This is a genomic window from Pseudonocardia halophobica (assembly GCF_027922425.1).
GTDB lineage: Bacteria > Actinomycetota > Actinomycetes > Mycobacteriales > Pseudonocardiaceae > Pseudonocardia > Pseudonocardia halophobica.
The window spans coordinates 1-837 of record NZ_BSFQ01000173.1 but is presented as its reverse complement, the minus strand read 5'-3'; the positions used below and the strand labels follow the sequence as shown (position 1 = coordinate 837).

Genomic DNA, 837 nt, shown 5'->3' with positions numbered 1-837 from the left:
ACCGCGGACCCGCATCGCCCCGGTCACCGCGAACTCGATCGCGACGCTGAACGCGTTGGCCCCGGGGCGGACGTTCCTCGGGATCGGCACCGCGAACAACGCCCTGCGGTCGATGGGCAACCGGCCGGCCAAGCTCTCGGAGCTCGACACCGCCCTCGACGTCGCCCGCGGGCTGCTGGCCGGCCGACGGGTGACCCAGACGTGGCTGGGCCAGGAGCGCGAGATCGAGTTCCTGGACAAGAACGGCCACTGGTACAACCTCGAGGACCCGGTCGAGGTCTGGATGTCCGCCGGCGGGCCCAAGGGCCTGGCGATCGCGGCCAAGCACGCGGACTACATGACCTACTGCCTCGGCCCCGACCCCGACATGATCGGCGTGGTCCGACGCGAGCTGGACAAGGCCGTCGCCGAGGCGGGCCGCCCGCCCGGCTCGGTCAAGTTGGTCGCGCTGTCCTGGTTCTACCAGCTGCGCGACGGCGAGACCTGGGAGGACGGCATCGACAAGGGCTTCGGCTCGGGCCCGATCTCCTCGTGCATCACCAACGCCGGGTTCATGAACGACCACGTCGACGAGCTCGGCGAGCCCATTGTCAAGGCGTCCACCGAGGCGGCCATGGCCTACCTGGGCGACCCGACCGCCCCGGACGCGCCGCACTACCTCGAGGTGTGGGCGAAGTACCTGCGCGGGCTCGACCCGGTGCACCGGCCGCTGATCACCAAGGAGCTCGTCGACTACTGGTGCCTCTACGGCACCCCCGACCAGCTGCTGGAGAAGACGCAGCTGATGCGCGAGGCCGGCTGCGACATGGTCTCGGTCTTCCTGTCCAACCCGTTCAC

1 protein-coding gene is annotated in these 837 nt (G+C 70.0%); it reads left to right on the top strand.

The genetic code is table 11. The features are described from left to right. On the top strand, positions 1–837 hold an 837-nt coding region (locus PKE99_RS37950), incomplete at both ends, for an LLM class flavin-dependent oxidoreductase (protein ID WP_271215086.1).